16 protein-coding genes are annotated in these 15,047 nt (G+C 74.0%); 7 read left to right on the top strand and 9 right to left on the bottom strand.

All coding sequences use genetic code 11. The features are described 5' to 3' along the window. The first annotated feature begins 24 nt into the window (after positions 1-24). Both Q5530_RS05005 and Q5530_RS05000 read left to right on the top strand, forming a co-directional pair. Entirely contained in the window at positions 25-1,824 is a 1,800-nt protein-coding gene (locus tag Q5530_RS05005) for a fibronectin type III domain-containing protein (protein ID WP_415361000.1), read from the top strand. 12 nt (positions 1,825-1,836) lie between these two features. Continuing rightward, positions 1,837-3,021 (top strand): thiolase family protein, encoded by a 1,185-nt coding sequence (locus Q5530_RS05000; protein ID WP_415360999.1) that lies wholly within the window; start codon positions 1,837-1,839, stop codon positions 3,019-3,021. A gap of 87 nt (positions 3,022-3,108) precedes the next feature. Here the strand turns inward: Q5530_RS05000 and Q5530_RS04995 are convergent, their stop codons facing one another. The 4 genes from Q5530_RS04995 to Q5530_RS04980 all read right to left on the bottom strand — a co-directional run bounded on the left by Q5530_RS04995 (position 3,109) and on the right by Q5530_RS04980 (position 6,885). After that, positions 3,109-3,723, bottom strand: a complete 615-nt coding sequence (locus tag Q5530_RS04995) for a putative glycolipid-binding domain-containing protein (RefSeq protein ID WP_380632394.1) — start codon at positions 3,721-3,723, stop codon at positions 3,109-3,111. After that, complete coding sequence (locus Q5530_RS04990) at positions 3,720-3,893, bottom strand: antitoxin (protein WP_380632396.1); 174 nt, start codon at positions 3,891-3,893, stop codon at positions 3,720-3,722. The genes Q5530_RS04995 and Q5530_RS04990 overlap by 4 nt, the downstream gene beginning before the upstream one ends. A 115-nt stretch (positions 3,894-4,008) precedes the next feature. Further along, entirely contained in the window at positions 4,009-5,283 is a 1,275-nt protein-coding gene (locus Q5530_RS04985) for a thioester domain-containing protein (protein ID WP_415360998.1), read from the bottom strand. A gap of 390 nt (positions 5,284-5,673) precedes the next feature. After that, a complete protein-coding gene (locus tag Q5530_RS04980; RefSeq protein WP_415360996.1) occupies positions 5,674-6,885 on the bottom strand; it encodes a DNA cytosine methyltransferase in 1,212 nt (403 codons plus the stop codon). Between the two features lie 84 nt (positions 6,886-6,969). Here Q5530_RS04980 and Q5530_RS04975 point away from each other — a divergent pair, with 84 nt between their 5' ends. Continuing rightward, complete coding sequence (locus Q5530_RS04975) at positions 6,970-7,749, top strand: hypothetical protein (RefSeq protein ID WP_380632403.1); 780 nt, start codon at positions 6,970-6,972, stop codon at positions 7,747-7,749. On the opposite strand, the gene Q5530_RS04970 is transcribed toward Q5530_RS04975, so the two are convergent. Together Q5530_RS04970 and Q5530_RS04965 are read right to left on the bottom strand one after the other, a co-directional pair. Next, positions 7,739-9,067 (bottom strand): hypothetical protein, encoded by a 1,329-nt coding sequence (locus Q5530_RS04970; protein ID WP_415360994.1) that lies wholly within the window; start codon positions 9,065-9,067, stop codon positions 7,739-7,741. The two genes, Q5530_RS04975 and Q5530_RS04970, sit on opposite strands and share 11 nt — an antisense overlap. 281 nt (positions 9,068-9,348) lie before the next feature. Further along, complete coding sequence (locus tag Q5530_RS04965; RefSeq protein ID WP_415360992.1) at positions 9,349-9,564, bottom strand: hypothetical protein; 216 nt, start codon at positions 9,562-9,564, stop codon at positions 9,349-9,351. Between the two features lie 107 nt (positions 9,565-9,671). On the opposite strand from Q5530_RS04965, the gene Q5530_RS04960 reads away from it, so the two are divergent. Then, the gene (locus Q5530_RS04960) at positions 9,672-10,520 is read left to right on the top strand and encodes an NAD-dependent epimerase/dehydratase family protein (RefSeq protein WP_415360991.1); all 849 of its coding nucleotides are present in this window, start codon (positions 9,672-9,674) and stop codon (positions 10,518-10,520) included. A gap of 4 nt (positions 10,521-10,524) precedes the next feature. Here Q5530_RS04960 and Q5530_RS04955 read toward each other — a convergent pair whose 3' ends face one another. Both Q5530_RS04955 and Q5530_RS04950 read right to left on the bottom strand, forming a co-directional pair. Further along, a complete protein-coding gene (locus Q5530_RS04955; protein WP_415360990.1) occupies positions 10,525-10,800 on the bottom strand; it encodes a hypothetical protein in 276 nt (91 codons plus the stop codon). Further along, positions 10,797-10,937, bottom strand: coding sequence for a hypothetical protein (locus Q5530_RS04950; protein WP_415360989.1), 141 nt, complete (start codon positions 10,935-10,937; stop codon positions 10,797-10,799). Before Q5530_RS04950 ends, Q5530_RS04955 begins: the two co-directional genes overlap by 4 nt. Before the next feature lie 63 nt (positions 10,938-11,000). On the opposite strand from Q5530_RS04950, the gene Q5530_RS04945 reads away from it, so the two are divergent. After that, a complete protein-coding gene (locus Q5530_RS04945) occupies positions 11,001-11,237 on the top strand; it encodes a hypothetical protein (protein WP_415360988.1) in 237 nt (78 codons plus the stop codon). Here Q5530_RS04945 and Q5530_RS04940 read toward each other — a convergent pair. Then, positions 11,218-12,102 carry a ribonuclease Z gene (locus tag Q5530_RS04940; protein ID WP_415360987.1) on the bottom strand — a complete coding sequence of 295 codons (885 nt, stop codon included), beginning with the start codon at positions 12,100-12,102 and terminating at the stop codon, positions 11,218-11,220. The genes Q5530_RS04945 and Q5530_RS04940 overlap by 20 nt on opposite strands. Before the next feature lie 17 nt (positions 12,103-12,119). Here Q5530_RS04940 and Q5530_RS04935 point away from each other — a divergent pair, with 17 nt between their 5' ends. After that, positions 12,120-12,932 carry a serine hydrolase domain-containing protein gene (locus tag Q5530_RS04935; RefSeq protein ID WP_415360986.1) on the top strand — a complete coding sequence of 271 codons (813 nt, stop codon included), beginning with the start codon at positions 12,120-12,122 and terminating at the stop codon, positions 12,930-12,932. A 125-nt stretch (positions 12,933-13,057) separates the two neighbouring features. Next, on the top strand, positions 13,058-15,043 hold the full coding sequence (locus tag Q5530_RS04930) for a glycosyl hydrolase family 28-related protein (protein ID WP_415360985.1): 1,986 nt from the start codon (positions 13,058-13,060) through the stop codon (positions 15,041-15,043). The last annotated feature ends 4 nt before the right edge of the window (positions 15,044-15,047 follow it).

Raw genomic sequence — 15,047 nt, 5'->3', positions numbered from 1 at the left:
CACGCGGGCACCTAGCTTTGCGCCATGGACCGTCGCCGGATCGCGCTGATCGCCGCGGGCGTGGTGCTGTTCGGCGGGGTCGTCGGGGTCCTGCGGACCGCCGGCGCCGGCGAGCCGGGCCCGCCCACCCCCACCTCCGCGCCACCACCCACGTCGCTCGCGCCGTTCGCGGCCGAGGGCGTGCTGGTGCCGACCGCGGGCGCGCCACCGGAGGCGCCGCACGACCTGGTCGTGACGGCCGGGTCGCGGCGGTTGCAGCTGCGCTGGGCGGGCGGCGCGCCCGGCTACGAGGTGCGCTGGGGCGTCGACCGCGCCGACCGGTCGAGGCTGGTCACGCGGTCCGCGATCCAGCTCGACGGCCTGGAGGACGAGCGGTCGCACGTGGTCGAGGTGTACGCGGTGGACGCGTTCGGGCAGCGCTCCGCGCCCGCGAGGTCCTCGGGCACCCCGCACGACCGGCCGCTGGGCGGCTACGCGTCGGTCGACCGGTTCGACCGGGACGACTCGCCCGACCCGACGCGGTGGCGGCTGGTGTCCCGGCCGAACTGCGCCCGCGTCACGCCCGGCCGCGACGACGACGGCCGGCGGCTGGTGCTCAACAGCAATTGCGCGGCGGCGCCGGCCACTCTGCGCGCGCGCACGCCGTTCGCGCTCCGGGACGCCGACGAGCTGGGCCGGTTCGCGGTGGAGACCGACGCGCCCGGCTCCGACGGCGAGCTGGCGCTGGACCTGGTGCCCGGACCGGTGTCGGTGGTCGGCGGGGACGGGCTGCCGCCGGGGACGGTGCGGCTGCTGGTCGAGACCGGCAACGGGACCACGTCGGTGCGGGTGCGGACGTCGGCGGACGTGCCGACCGAGGCGGTGCGCGAGGTGCCCGCGCTCGACCCCGGTTTCACCCACCGGTGGGAACTGGTGCTGCGGCGCGACGGGGCGCGGGTGCTGCTCGACGGCGAACTGGTGGCGACCAGCCCGGTCGTGCCGACCTGGTCGGAGGCGACCGCGCTGGTGTCCGTCTCCGGGCCGACCGGGCAGCGGGTGGCGTTCGACCTGGTCGCGGTCGACGCGGCGCCCGCCTCGCCGCCGCCGCTGGTGCCCGCGCCCGCGGTCGAGGCCGCGGTGGCCGCCCAACCCCGGCGCGGCGGGGCGGGCGAGCCGCCGCTGCCCGGGGTGACCGGCGGGCAGCTGCGGATGGCCCTGCTGCACACCGACGCGGCGCCGGAGGCCCCCGCGCTGACCGCCTGGGTGGCCGGGGTGGAGGTGCCGCTGCGACCGGCCGTGCCCGGGACGCCGTGGCGGGCCGGCGTGGCCTACCCGGTGGTGGCGGACCTGCCCGTGGAGGCGTTGAGGACGATGTCGGGCGACCTCGTCGTGACGGTGCTGAGCGGGCTGCGGATGCAGGTGACGCACGCGGAGCTGGAGCTGCGCGGGACACCGCCCCCGGTGGCGCGGACCACCGCGGCGGGGCCGGGCGCGCCGGGGCCGGAGCTGGCCCGCGTCGACGGGGCCGTGCTGGACGCGGGCGGGCGGGCCGTGGCGCCCGGCGCCGCCGTGCGACCCGGGCGGCTGGTGTTCGACCTGACCCTGAACGGCCGGTCCGGCGCGCCCGTGGCCGGGTTGGCGGGGTTCAGCGTGCGGGTCGACGACCGGCAGGTGGCGGTGGTGCCGACCGACCGGGGCGGGCCGGGCATCGCCGGGCGGTACCGGTTGGCGCTGAACACCTCGGGGTTCTCGGCCGGGCCGCACATGATCGAGGTCCGGCTGTTCGGCACCTCGGGTGAGACTCGACCCACCTCGGCGTTCATCCCCTTCTTCATCGGCCGGTGAGAGGATGGGGTCATGCCACGGCCCCTCATCCTCGACGCCGCCCGCACCCCGTTCGGCCGCTACCGCGGTGGGCTGTCCGGGGTGCGCGTGGACGACCTGGCCGCACTGCCGATCACCGAGCTGCTGCGCCGGCACCCCGCGCTGGACCCGGCGCGGATCGACGACGTGCTGCTGGGCAACACCAACGGGGCGGGTGAGGAGAACCGGAACGTCGGGCGGATGGCCGCGCTGCTGGCCGGGCTGCCGACCTCGGTACCCGGGGTGACGGTCAACCGGCTGTGCGCGTCGGGCGGCGAGGCGATCGTGCAGGCCGCGCGGGCGCTGGCGATGGGCGACGCGTCGCTGCTGCTGGCCGGGGGCGTGGAGGGCATGACGCGGGCGCCGTTCGTGGTGCCGCGGCCGGACCGGGCGTTCGCCGACCGGCTGGAGACGGTGTCCACGGCGCTGGGGTGGCGGCTGGTGAACCCGCGCATGAAGGCCGAGTGGACCACGCCGCTGGGGCGGGCGGCCGAGGACGTCGCCGTGGAGCTGGGCATCACGCGGGAGCGGATGGACGCGTTCGCGCTGCGGTCGCACCGGCGGGCGTCGGCGGCGTGGGACGCCGGTGTGCACGACGGGTTCGCGTTCCCGGTGCTGCTGCCGGACGGCTCGCCGGTGCGGCGGGACGAGTCCGTGCGGCCGGAGACCTCGCTGGAGAAGCTGGCGAAGCTGAAGCCCGCGTTCTCCGGGGACGGCCCGGTGACGGCCGGCAACGCCTCGCCGCTCAACGACGGCGCGGCGGCGGTGCTGATGGGCGACGAGGTCGTGGCGGCGGAGCTGGGGATCACCCCGCTGGCGGAGTTCCTGGGCTCGGCGGTGGCGGCGGGCGACCCGGGGCGGTTCACCCTGGCGCCGGTCCCGGCGATCCGGAAGCTGCTGGCCAGGCTGGGCGTGGGCGCCGCCGACGTCGACCTGTGGGAGATCAACGAGGCGTTCGCGGCGATGGCGCTGTCGGTGCTGCACCACCTGCCGGAGGTGGAGCCGGAGAAGGTGAACGTGCACGGCGGCGCGATCGCCTACGGGCACCCGCTGGGCGCCTCGCTGCCGCGCGTGGTGGTGGACCTGTGCCGGCACCTGCGGGCGCGGGGCGGCGGCCTGGGCGTCGCGGCGGCCTGCGTGGGCGTCGGGCAGGGGATGGCGATCGCCGTCCGGGTGTGAAGATCCCCCGATCGGGCGAAGCCCTGGCCGACCCGCCGAACGGCGGGAGCCAGGGCTCCGTGCTCCTGCGGACGCCTTTCGGCGCCGTCAGATGCGGTAGGCGATGCGCGGGTAGTCGACCACCAGGCCGGTCCGGTCGACCGTGATGTCCTGCTGGAACTCCCCGTGCGTGAAGGAGACCACCGAGCGCTCCGCGCCCAGCGAGACCGTGCGGTAGCGCTGGCGCACCAGCTGCACGGACAGGTCCGGCAGGGTCACGTAGACCATCGGGACCTCGTGGTCGCCCTCCTCCAGGTGCAGGTTGAGCCGGCGCACCGGGATGGAGTTGAACAGGACCGCGAACTGCACGTCCACGTCCTGCGCACCCTCGAAGTCGGCCCGTTCCGCACCCTGGCCGTGGTCGACCAGCCACGCGCCCTCGGACGAGCGGGTGATCGACACGTGCCGCTCCTCCGACAGCGTCGCGGTGCGCAGCAGGACCCTCTTGACCGCGCCGGTCTCACCGACCGACACCTCGTACGAGCCGCTGAACTGCTCGGCCGGACCCGCCGTCACCAGTCGGCCGGACGCGCGCATCTTGCACTCCGGCAGCAGCAGCCGCACCTGCTCCAACCTGGGCACGTCGTAGCCCTGCCAGGTCACCATCTGCGCGGCCGGGGAGCGGGTCTCACCCGCCGGCGGCGCCTGCTCGGCCGTGCTCACCGTCCACCCGGGAGGATGTCCTTGGCCAGTTCGGCCACCGACCTGACCTGGTCCTCGTGCCCGAACCGGCCGGCGACGAACCCGGCGGCCCGGTCGATGCCGGCGTCCACCTTCTCGTGGTTCTGCTCCAGCAGCCCGGACGCCTTGTCCTTGATCTCATCGAAGTTCATGGTGCTCCTTCGCACTCCCCCGGGCAGGCTACCCGAACCGCCCGGTCACCCCCAGGCGCAAACGGCGAAGGCCCCCTCGGCATTCCCGAGGGGGCCTTCGCTCAGCGACCAGGTGTCACGCGGTGCGCTTGCGGCGCACGATCAGCAGGGCGGCCGCGCCGGCGCCCAGCAGGCCGAGGCCCACCAGGAGCGGCACGAAGATCGACGCGCCGGTGTTGGCCAGGTCGTCGGTGTCGCCGCCCGAGGCCACGACCGCGGTGGTGGTCGTCGTCGGGGCCGCGGTGGTGGTGCTCGTCGGCGTGGTGGAGGAGGTCTGGGACGGGGTGGTCGTCGTGGTCTCGACCGCGGCCTCGGTCCACTTGGCCTTCGCCTTGGCGGTCACGTTCGACGCCTCGGAGGAGGCGATGACCAGCGACTGGACCTGCTGGCCCCGCTTGGCCGACACGAACAGGCGACCGGTGCGCAGCTCGGCGCTGGCGGAGGCGGTGAACTCGACCTCGCCGGGCGCGGTGTCCCGGTCGACCTGGACCCAGAACTCGCTGATCCGCTGCTGCGGGGCGGCGCTGCGCGCGTTCGCCTGCGCGATCTGGAGGGCCTTGCCGTCCTTGTCCACGAGGGTGACGCCGGCCGGCAGGTCGGCGGTCAGCGCGAACTCGGTGGCCGTGGTGGAGACGGTGAACGGGCCGATCTTCTTGCCGGCCTGGCCGGACAGCTCGACCGGGTCGATCCCCAGCGTCGGCTTCGGCTCGTCGAGGTCCTGCGCGTTGTCGATCAGGTACTTGTACGCCTTATAGACCTGCTCGTCGACGTGGCCGCCGGGGAGGTTCTCGTCCTCGACGGTCGAGTCCTGCTCGCGCAGCACGGCGCCGTCGCTGAAGTGCCAGATCGCGGCCTGGGCGGCGACGACCACGGCGCTCTTCTTGGTGCCGCCGATGCCGTAGAGCTCACCGGCCTCGGCCACGGACAGCGCCGGGTAGCTGTTCTGGAGGATCCAGTTGATCCGGCCGGCGTTGTCCTTGAACTTGGTGCCGGGGTTGGGGTGCTTGTCCCAGTCGACCTCTTCGAGCTCCTTGCCGTGGTCCAGCGAGGTCGGCAGCTCGACGCAGTACGCCTTGGCGGTCTGGGCGCCGTCCCCCGTGGTGATCTTCAGGCCGAGCAGGCCGGCGTGGTGGGCCTGGACGCCGTCCTTCCACTTGTCGCCGTCGAGCAGCTTGCCGGAGCCGTCCTCCAGCCAGATGCCCATGCCCCTCTCGCCCTCGTTGTCGAGGGCCTCGTCGAAGCGCTCGACCTTCGGCTTCTCGGCGGCGGCGGCCGGCAGCACCGGCAGCAGGACGAGGCCGGCGCCGAGGATCGCGGCGCCGAGGCGCTTCACAGTCGACCGGGATGCCATGTGTCTCCTTGAGGCTCGCGAAAAGTAGCCCGTGGTGTGGTGCAAGGCGGCGGTCTGCCGAGGACGGTGGAACGCCTGCGTGGGTTCGACACCGGATCGACAGGATCGGGCGAACCTTATCCGATCCGGCGTCACCCGATCCGGCAAGCCCGAGGACACCTTGAAATCGGCCTTGATCAGCGAAAATGTGGCGCTCCAGTCCACTGTGGATGATCCAGCGGATCGACGCCGCGTCGAGAACCGCCCGCGGAAGTCCGTTTCGGGGCAAGGCGAACCGGCGGGCCGACCCCTGTGGACAACTCGGTTTCCGCAGTTCAGCGGCTCGGTCCACAGAAGACACGTATTACCCTGGATCTCCGCTTCGAGACCACACCGTTGTGGAACGGTTACCTAGGCGACCAAAGCGGACGGTGCGACCGGCCGGATGTCCCCCACCCGCAACGAGGTGCCGGGCAGGCACAGGTCCTTCGCCGTCGGCGCCTGGCCGGTCAGCACCCACCGCACCAGCGCCGCCAGCTGGAACGAGATCAGCGGCGGCACCGCGTCGCCCAGGTGCCGGTAGGCGTTGCCGATCACCGACACGTCGAACCGGAACCGGCGCGGGAAACCCTGGAGCAGCGCCATCTCCCGCACCGTGCACAGCCGGTGCTGCTCGGGGTGCGCGTACCGCCCGTTGCCGACGTGGCCGCACTCCCGCTTGATGGTGCGCGCGGGCTCGTCCCACCACATCCGCCCGTACACGTCGGGGTGCGAGCCCCACTTGCCCTCTTGGATGATCTTGCGCTGCGCCGGGTTCAGCAGCAGCTCCGACGCCGACCCCACCAGGTCGCCCCACGACCCGCCGTCGGCCGGGATGGCCCGCATCCGCTCCAGCGACCGGTCCCGCCGGAACGACGGCGACACGTGCATCGCGTCCTCCCCGTGGGCCTCGCCCGCCTCGACGAGCGGCAGCCGGCCGATCGCCCGCCGCACGGTCGTCGCGCCCGGCTTGACCTCCCAGCCGGCCCACACGTCGTCCAGCGTGCGCAGCGGCACGCCCGAGTCGACCGCCACCACCATGGCCCGCTCGCGCAGCTGCGGCAGGCCGAAGCGGGAGAACACGTGCGTCGAGGCGTCCACCTCGTAGCCCAGCTCCAGCAGCTGGTCGGCCAACCCCTCGAGGTGGTGCCGCTGCTTGCCCTTGACCAGCTCGCGCGCGTTCTCCAGCACCATCACCCGGGGCCGGAACTCCGCCACGTAGGCGGCGACCCGGCCCACCAGCGAGTTGCGCGGGTCGTCGCGCAGGTGGTTGTTGGGCGAGATCCGGGTGAACCCGGAGCACGGCGGGCACGCCACCAGCACGTCCAGCTCGCCCCGCTCCAGGCCCCACACCTGCCGCAGCACCGCCGGGTCGAGCCGGCCCAGGTCCACCTGGAGCGGGTCGACGCCGATGTTGTCCCGGTAGATGCCGTTGCAGCGCAGGGACCCCAGCCGGGAGGACGGCTTGCCGATCTGGGCGTCGGCCGCGCCGACGACGGTGAAGTCCCGGTGCGCTTGGAAGCCCAGGCTCATGCCACCGGCACCGGAGAACAGGTCGACGACCTTGAAGTGGGGTCCGCGCACGGCGCGATCGTACGGCCGGCCGGCCGTTCCGCTGACGAGTGATCCCACCGGTACCGGTTCGCCGAATCGCGTAGCTTGCGCGGCATGGAGCTCCCACCTGCATGGCAGAGGCCCGACCCGTTGCGCGGCTTGGAGGACGTGCCCTGGTCGGTCCTCTCCCGCGGGACGGGTGTGGACGACCTGCTGCGGGACGCCGCGCACCACGACCGCGCGGTGCGCGAGGCCGCCTGCGTCGAGCTGGCCGGCCGGCTGCTGGACGACGACACCGTGTCCGAGGCCAGCGCGCGGGCGGTGCCGTTCCTGGTGGAGCTGGGGGCGAGCTACCGGGTGCCCGCCGACACACGCGATCGGATGATTTTCCTGCTGGCCGCGATGGCGTTGGCGGGCGCGGGTTTCACCGACGACGGCAGGCGCACCCGGCGCCGGTGGAACGCGCTCGGCCGCGAGCTGCCCCGGCAGCCGCCGGACTGGATCACCCAGACCCGGTACGACGTCGCCAAGGGCGCGCCGAAGGTGTTCGAGACGCTGGCCGGCGCCGAGGTGGCGTGCTCGATGGCGCTGGCCATCGCGGTGCCCGAGGTGGTGCCGCCGCACGTCTCGGACGTGGCCGAGGCCATCGCCGCCGACGACCACTCGCCCCGGCTGCTGGCGCAGGCCGCCCGGGTGGCGCGCCACCTGGTGGGCGGCGCGCCGACCACGCCCCTGCTGCTGCGCACCACCGCGCAGGGCCACCCCGAGCTGCTGCGCGCGTACCGGGGCAAGCGGTACCCGGTCAACCAGCCGCCCGAGGTGACCCTCCAGCTGATGGGCTACCGGTACGCCTACCTGGCCGCGTACGGCGACCAGGAGTGCTTCACGCCGTGACGGCGGCCGGCTCCACCACGGGGGCGAGCAGCTCGTCGTCGACCGGGACGGCCGGTTCCAGGGGGCCCAGCGACGTGCCCCAGTCCTGGTCGGCCAGCGCGAACGCGGCCACGGTCAGCGCCACCACGGGCCGGCCGTGGGGCAGCTGGTCGGCCACGAGCTCCAGCTCCAGCCGGGCGCCCAGCGGTGACGGGCGCAGCCGCAGCACGGCGTGCGGCGCCTCCTCCGGGTGGGCCCACCGGCACGACCACTCGGTGAACACGACCGGGCGTTCCACCATCTCGATCGGGTGAACCGTGCGCACGTTCGCACCGACCGACCCGTGCCGGTAGCTGTCCGCCGCCGAGACCAGCAGCTCCTCGAACTCGATCGACGACACGCCCAGGTCGTGCCCGGCGACCAGGGCGACCTGCACGAGCGCCAGCGGCAGCTGCGGCAGGGCGTCCTCGAAGCACACCATCGCGCCGCCGTAGCGGGTGTTGATCTCGGTGGGCAGGAAGCCGTCGGCGGTGGCGATGCCGTCCAGGGTGAAGGTGCCCCGGTAGTCGACGGTCTCGCGCAGCCGCTCCCCGACCCGGCGGGCCAGGTTGCGCATCTGCTCGCGGATGCGGGTGGGCGGGTCGTAGTGCGAGGCGCAGCCCGCGTACAGGAACCGGGCCTGGCCCGCGCGGCGCGGCACGACCATCTCGATCGGCCGCAGCACCGCCGTGCCGTCCGGGAACACGATCCCGTGCACGCTCACCGGGATGCCCTCCAGGAACGGCATCACCCGGATGAACTCGCACTTGGGCGCGAGCACGTCGAACGCCTCGCGCGCCTCGGCCCGGTCTCGGACCCGGCGCACGAAGTTCGCGCCGCCGTTGATCGCGGGGCCGTCGCCGGACCACACCGCGCCCGCGCCCCGGTCGAGCCGCAGGCTCGCGTCCCACAGCGCGTCGAAGTCCATGCCCAGCACGACCGCCGGCGCGCGCGGCGCGGACAGCTCGTCCCACAGCGCGTCGATGGTGGTCTTGTTCTCCAGCTCCACCCACTCGGGGCGGCGGGCGTTGAGCACGGGCCGGCCCGCGAACTCCGGGACTTGCGCGTACGGGGTGCTGATCACCAGCGCCTCGCCGTGCGGGTCGAAGTCGGCCAGCACCTCGCGGACCGCCCGGTTGGGCGAGGTCAGCAGCCTGGTGAGCCGGTTCTGCTCGGTGGCGACGAAGCCGCCGATGCCCAGCGGCACCCAGCGGGCGATCTCCGAGTCGTGCAGCGGAGCGTGGTCGTCCGTCGAGAGCACGAGCGTGCGACGGGCCCCCGACTGGTGGAGCTCGCTCACGCGACTGCTCAACCGGGTGCCGCCCGCGAGCACGACCAGCCGGTCGCCGAAAAGGGTGCACAGGCGCGCTTGAAGCGCGCGGAAGACGTGATCCATCGCCGAGAACTCGCTTTATGAGAAGCAGACGAGACAACCGGCGAGCGCCGGGTGCCACGCACTGTAGAGGCAGGCGATGGACGTGGCCCAGCACGGTCGGGCAACGACCGGATGAAAGTTGCCGACGGGCTCGGCGGTGGGCTCAGCCGCGGGTTCGGCGGTGGCTCAGCGGTGGGCGCGCGAGATCATCGGGCGGCCTCGCGGAGCACCTGGTCAACCCGGCTGAGGAAGGCCCTGGCGCCCCGGGGACCGGGGAAGGGCAGGGTCAGGAGGCCCAGCAGCGTGTCGTCGACCGACGGCGGCGCGGCGGCCACGATCGCCGCCGCCGTCTCCAGGAAGCGCTGCCGCTTGGCCTCGTGCACGGCGTGCTCCGCGAGCACGACCTCGATGCTCGTGCGCATGACTGGGTGCGGGTAACTCACTCGGGTTGTATCGGTCCCGTTGGTCTCCACCTTTAGGGTCAATTTTTCCGGATCGCCCGCTCGCCGCCCGGCCGGGCCGTGCTGGGATGTCGACCATGCGCGTGCTGGTCAGCGGGGCCTCGGGGTACATCGGTCGGGTGGTCGTCGCCGAACTGGCGACCGCCGGTCACACCGCCGTCCCCCTGGTGGGTGATGTGCGGACGTGCGGGGCGGTCCGGGACGTGGACGCGGTGGTGCACCTGGCGGGCCTCGGACGCGTGCGCGAGTCGTTCGAGGACCCTGTGCGGTACTACGACGTGAACGTGGGCGGCACGGTGAACCTGCTGCGGTCCGCGCCGCCGCGCTTCGTGCTGGCCTCCACCGCCGGGGTGTACGGCGCGCCGCCCTCCGGCCCGGTCGCCGAGGACCGGCCGCGGGCGCCGGTCAACCCGTACGCGGCCTCGAAGGCCGCCGCGGAGGACGTGGTCGAGTGGGCCGCTCGGGCGGGGCTGGTGTCGGGGGTGGCGCTGCGGCTGTTCAACGTGGCGGGCGGCGGGGACCGGGACGACACCCGGATCGTCACCCGGGCCTGCGGCGCGGTGGCCGGGCGGCTGCCCGCGGTGGAGGTGTTCGGCGACGGGTCGGCGGTGCGGGACTTCGTGCACGTGCGGGACGTGGCGCGGGCGTTCGTGACGGCGGTCGAGCGGTCGGTGACGGGGTACGAGGTGCTCAACGTGGGCTCGACGCCCGCGTCCGTGGCCGACGTGCTGGCCTCGGTGGAGCGGGTGACCGGGCGGGAGGTGCCCGTGGTGCGGCGGCCCGCGCACCCCGGCGAGGCGCGCGAGCTGCGCGCGGACACCGGCCGGCTGCGCGCCCTGGGCTGGGCGCCGCGGCACTCGGACCTCGACGACGTGGTGCGCGACCAGTGGGCCGTCGAGGTGTCGGCGGGGACGTGACCGGTCAGGCGTCCGGCTCGTCGTCCCAGGGGATCCAGGCCCGCCACTCGCCGTTCAAGCCCTCCCCGGCGGCGCCCTCCCGGTGCGTCGGCGCGATGGCGCGGACGCGCTGCTCGCGCTCCAGGAACGGCTCGCGCTGCGCGGCCGCCGTCTCGGCCAGGACGCGGACCCACCCCGCGTTGCCCGGCGCGGGCTCGTCGAACTCGCGGAACGCGCGCGGGAGGGGGCCGTCATCGGCGTGCTCGGGCTCAGGGGCCCGCGGCAGGTCCACGGCGCTCACCCACCTCGACGGCTCCCCCTCGGCGGCACCGGCGCCCGGCCCGCCCGCCAGTGGGCGATCACGAGGGCCGCCTGCTCGACGACCAGCTTGTCCGTCGTGCCCTTGCCGTGGTCGGTCGGCTCGAGTGCGGCCGGCACCGCCAGGCGCTCACCCCGGGTGCGGCACCGGTTCAGCTCGGCGTCACGCGGCGCGTTGAACGCGTGGAGGAGCAGCTTGCGGTCACGCCGCGAAAGCCCGACCTCGGTGACCGCCTCCTGGACCTGCCGCTCGCCACGAACCGGACCGCCCTGCTGAGCCTGCTGCTCGGCCTCGCCACCGCGGTGGGGATCGCCACCGGCGCGCTGTTGCTGCTCGGTGACGTGGAGGTGGAGTTCCGGGAGTTCGCCGTCGAGCACCGGGTCGCGCCGACCCTCCTGCTCACCTGCGTTTCGGCATGACCACCCGGTCCAGGTCGGCGGCCACCACCAGCTCGCCGTCGAACACCTCGGCCGCCTCGGCGCGGAACGCCTCCGGGTCCGGGTAGCGCTGCGAGAAGTGCGTGAGCACGAGCTTGCGCACACCGCTCTCGGCCGCCACCCGCGCGGCCTGGCGGGCGGTCAGGTGGCCGTGCTCGGCGGCCAGGCGCTCGTCGGCGTGCAGGAAGGTCGACTCGATCACCAGCAGGTCCGCGCCCTCGGCCAGCTCGTACGCCCCGTCGCACAGCCGGGTGTCCATGACGAAGGCGAACCGCTGGCCCCGGCGCGGCACGCTGACCTCGTCCAGCAGCGGCGGTTCGAGGTCGCGGACCGCGGGGCCGCCGATGCCGCGCGCCGCCAGCAGCTCGGGGACCACGGTGCGGCCGTCCGGCTCGACCACCCGGTAGCCGTAGGCGGGCACCGGGTGGTCCAGGCGGCGCGCCTCCAGCACGCCGAACGCGCCCTCGGCGATCACGCCCGGCCCGGTGACCGGGTGCTCGCGGACGTCCGCCACGTCGTGGAACGAGGTGGCGTGCCGGAGCCGGTCGAAGAAGTGGGCGCCCTCGGCCGGGAAGTGGGCGTGCACGGGGTGCGGCACCCGGTCGAGGGACAGGCGCTGCACGATCCCGGCCACGCCCAGGCAGTGGTCGCCGTGGAAGTGCGTGACGAGCAGCCGGGTGATGCCGCTCGCCGCGACACCCGCCAGCAGCATCTGGCGCTGCGCCCCCTCGCCCGGGTCGAACAGGAAGCCCTCGGCGTCCCAGCGCAGCAGGTAGCCGTTGTGGTTGCGGGTGCGCGTCGGCACCTGGCCGGCGGTGCCCAGGACGACGAGCTCTCGGGGTGACACGTGGCAGAGTCTGCGGCATGGAGAGCTTGCGGGTGGTGTCGTCCTGGCCGGTGAGCACCGCGGCGGCGGCGGTGGTGCGCGCGGACGGGGAGGTGCTCGGCACGCACGGCCCGGTCGACCACCGGTTCCCCCTGGCGTCGGTGACCAAGCCGCTGGCCGCGTACGCGGTGCTGGTGGCGGTGGAGGAGGGCGCGGTCGAGTGGGACCGGCCCGCCGGACCCGCGACGATCAGGCACCTGGTCGCGCACGCGTCCGGGCTGGCGTTCGACTCCGACGACGTGCTGGCCGCGCCCGGCCGGAGCCGGATCTACTCCAACACCGGGTTCGAGGTGCTGGCGGGCGCGGTGGAGGAGGCGACGGGGATCCCGTTCGCGGAGTACCTGCGCCAGGCGGTGTTCGAGCCGCTGGGCATGACCTCGTCCTCCCTGGACGGCTCGGCGGCCGCCGCCGCCACGTCGACGGTGTCGGACCTGGTGCGGTTCGCGGCCGAGGTGCAGGCGCCGAAGCTGGTGTCGGCCGAGCTGGTGGCGGAGGCGACCTCGGTGGTGTTCCCGGGGCTGCGCGGGGTGCTGCCCGGCTTCGGGTCGCAGGAGCACAACGACTGGGGCCTGGGGTTCGAGGTCAAGGCGGACAAGTCGCCGCACTGGACGGGGGCGTCGTGCTCGCCGCGCACGTTCGGGCACTTCGGGCAGAAGGGGACGTTCCTGTGGGTCGACCCGGACCCCGGGGTGGCGTGCGTGGTCCTGACCGACCGGAACTTCAGCCAGTGGGCGGTCGAGGCGTGGCCGCCGTTCAGCGACGGGGTGCTGGCGGAGGTGGCCGGGGCCTGAGAGGTGCCCCCTCCCGCAAATAGTCGACAAGAGCACGAAAAAACTTGGCAGAACCTTGTGACGGGGGCCACAGCGCGCCTAAGGTCGGCTCGCCCGCCCGCCGACAGGAACGAGGTCGCCCGATGATGCGGATCGCCCGAGCGAGGTGGGTCGCGGTCGTCGCGGCCGCCATCTGCCTCGGCGTGGCTCCGGCGCCGGTCGCCGGAGCCGCGCCCGCGCCCGTCGTCACCCGAGCCGCGCTGGACCCGGCGCTCGTCGCCGGTCGCGGGGCCGACGTGCCGTTCCTGGAGCAGGAGGCGGAGCACGCGCGCACGACCGGCGCCGTCATCGGCCCCGACCGGACCGCCTACACGCTGCCGTCCGAGGCGTCCGGCCGGCGGGCCGTGCGGCTGCTGCCCGGTCAGCACGTCGAGTTCACCCTGCCCGCCGCGGCCAACGCGATCACGGTCCGCTACAGCATCCCGGACGCGGAGACCGGCGGCGGCATCACCGCGCCGCTGGAGGTGACCGTCAACGGCCGCCACCGCCGGACCATGACGCTCACCTCGCAGTACTCCTGGCTCTACAACCAGTACCCGTTCACCAACGACCCGGGCGCCGACCTGCTGCACCCCGACTGGTGGATCACGGAGTGCCAGTGCGTGCCGGCGCAGACCTCGCCCGCGCCGGTCGTCCCGAAGCCGTTCCGGCCGCACCACTTCTACGACGAGCAGCGGCTGCTGCTCGACCGGGCGCACCGGGCGGGCGACGTCGTCCGGCTCACCGCGCCGAGGGGCACCGACGCCGCGTGGACCGTGATCGACCTGCTCGACTCGGAGCTGGTGGCCCCGCCGCGGGTGTCGCTGATCGCGGCCAACGTGCTGCTGTTCGGCGCGGACCCGACCGGGCGGCGCGACTCGGCGGACGCGTTCGACCGCGCCATCGCCTTCGCCCGGCGGCACCGGCTGGAGGTCTACGTCCCGCCGGGCACCTTCCAGGTCAACCGTCACGTCGTCGTCGACGACGTGACCATCCAGGGCGCGGGCAGCTGGCACACGATCGTCAAGGGGCGCCAGGTCACCCTGCCCGCGCCGCTGCCCGACGGCTCCGTCCACACCGGGGTCGGCTTCTACGGCAAGCCGGCCGCCGAGGGCGGCAGCCGCAACGTGCACCTGCGCGGGTTCGCCATCGAGGGCGACGTGCGCGAGCGCGTCGACACCGACCAGGTCAACGGCATCGGCGGCGCCCTGTCCGACTCCTCCGTGGACGGCCTGTACATCCACCGCACCAAGGTGGGGCTGTGGCTGGACGGGCCGATGTCCGGGCTCTCGGTCACGAACAACGTGATCGTCGACCAGGTCGCCGACGCGCTGAACTTCCACAGCGGGGTGACCGACTCGGTGGTGCGCGGCAACTTCGTGCGCAACACCGGGGACGACGGCCTGGCCATGTGGTCGCAGCACGCGCAGAACGCGCGCAACCGGTTCGAGCGGAACACCGTGCAGTCGCCCGTGCTCGCCAACGGGGTCGCGCTGTACGGCGGCACGGACAACGCGGTCGAGGGGAACCTCATCGCCGACCCGGTGCGCGAGGGCAGCGGCATCCAGCTCGGGTCCCGGTTCGGCGCGCTGCCGTTCACCGGCCACGTGCGGATCACCGACAACACCACGGTGCGGGCGGGCACCTTCGAGCTGAACTGGCGGATCGGCCTGGGCGCCATCTGGTTCTACGCCCTGGAGCGGGACCTCGACGCGGAGGTCCGCGTGGTCGGCAACCACTTCCTGGACAACACCTACAACGCGATCATGCTGGTCAGCGAGTGGTCGGTGAAGGACCTGCACTCGATCACGAACGTGCACTTCGCGGACACCAGGGTCGACGGCACGGGCACGTCGGTGGTCAGCGCCCGCGCCGCCGGGTGGGCGACGTTCGAGGGCGTGACCGCCCGCAACACGGGCGCGGTGCCGGTGAACAACTGCGGCTCGTTCGGCTTCCCCGCGTCGGGCTCGGAGTTCTCGCTGACCGACCTCGGCGGCAACGGCGACTGGCTCGCCCCCTGGCTGCTGCCGAACACGATCACCTGCGACGACCGGCCGCAGGTGGTGCCGCCGCCACCGCCGTCGGCCTGGTGAGGGG

The organism is Saccharothrix sp. BKS2 (assembly GCF_047689505.1).
Taxonomy (GTDB): domain Bacteria; phylum Actinomycetota; class Actinomycetes; order Mycobacteriales; family Pseudonocardiaceae; genus Actinosynnema; species Actinosynnema lopnurensis.
The sequence above is the reverse complement of the archived record's forward strand: the minus strand, read 5'-3'. Positions and strand labels throughout refer to the sequence as shown.